2 protein-coding genes are annotated in these 1,311 nt (G+C 47.3%); one reads left to right on the plus strand and one right to left on the minus strand.

What is annotated here, in order from left to right; translation table 11 throughout:
• The coding region (locus OSCI_RS07160) for a lipoyl synthase (protein ID WP_039961870.1) at nt 1–510 on the minus strand (510 nt) is incomplete at its 3' end.
• 178 nt (nt 511–688) lie between these two features.
• Between OSCI_RS07160 and OSCI_RS07165 the strand changes: the two genes are divergently transcribed.
• Nucleotides 689–1,249, plus strand: a complete 561-nt coding sequence (locus tag OSCI_RS07165) for a response regulator (RefSeq protein ID WP_007354216.1) — start codon at nt 689–691, stop codon at nt 1,247–1,249.
• Nucleotides 1,250–1,311: the final 62 nt, after the last annotated feature.

Below are 1,311 nucleotides of genomic sequence, written 5' to 3' on the forward strand. Positions count from 1 at the left end.
CCGCTCCCCCGCTCCCCCACTCCCTCCCCAAAAATCAGGAGTCAAAACCTCAATCTCACTCAAGGGATTAACTTCGCGAATCGCCTCCATAGTCATCGCAAACCAACCTGCACCCCCATCGGACAAATCATCCCGCGCCACCGAAGTCAAAACCACATAGCGCAAACCCAACAACTGCACAGATTCCGCTACCTTTTGTGGTTCCTGCGGATCTAAAGGCATCGGCGCGTGCCCCTTATCCACCTGACAAAAAGCACAAGCACGAGTGCAAGTCGGCCCCATCAACAAAAAAGTCGCCGTCTTCTGGGCATAACACTCTCCCCGGTTAGGACAACGCCCTTCTTCGCAAATAGTATGTATCTGGCGCTGCTTAATAATTCGCTGCACATCTGACAACTCACTAGCTTTACCAATCGGACGACGTAACCATGCAGGCATTGGTGACACTAAGGAGGTAAGATGAGAATCATCCGGCTTACTTGTAAAAGTTAAATTGGTATGGGCAGGCATAAAAGTTTGGTTACTCTGCTTCTGTGCGCTTCGATCCTAGACCAAATTAACCAGACTCGCTGCCGGAAATTTATCCCAGTTTCATCCCAGTTTGAAATACAATCAGTTTTCTTGCTGGAATTCTGCAAGAATATAGTTTAATGTTGGGAACCCTCACTCATCAGCAGAGGAGTCAGTCGTGGCAAGTAACAAAATCCTAGTAATCGATGACAGCAAAGTCATCCGCGTGCGGGTGCGAGAGATGTTGCCAGCGGGCAACTTTGAAGTTCTAGAAGCAAAAGACGGCGAAGAAGGTCTCAAACTCATCCGTCAAGCACACCCGAACCTGATCATGTTGGATTTCCTACTGCCAAAGGTAAGCGGCTGGGAGGTTTTTCAGAAAATCCAATCGCAAGCCGATCTCCGGCATATTCCTCTTGTGGTTATGTCAGGCCGCAAGGAAGAGGTTACGGACAAAATTCCAGAACCCTTTGACAAGTATTTTTTCGCCTTTATCGAAAAGCCTTTTGAGAAAAAGCAGCTCTCTGAGGCGATTAAATTAGCCATGATTTTGGCTAAAAAGCGCCCGCAAGAGCCAGACGCACCAGAGGCTAAACCAGCAGGAGCCGCTGGAGGTGGAGCTGGAGCCGCAGAAATTAAGGCTCTCAATGACAAAATAGTTAAAATGCAGGCTGAGATTGACGCTCTCAAGAAACAATTAACTCAAGTTGTGACCATCATTAAGCAAAAGTTGAAGTAAAGGAAGAAGGAAGAAGGAAGAAGAAAGAAGGAAGAAGGAAGAAGGAAGAAAATACTCCCAAT

The sequence above is a fragment of the Kamptonema sp. PCC 6506 genome, assembly GCF_000180455.1.
In the GTDB taxonomy this organism is placed as follows: domain Bacteria; phylum Cyanobacteriota; class Cyanobacteriia; order Cyanobacteriales; family Microcoleaceae; genus Kamptonema; species Kamptonema formosum.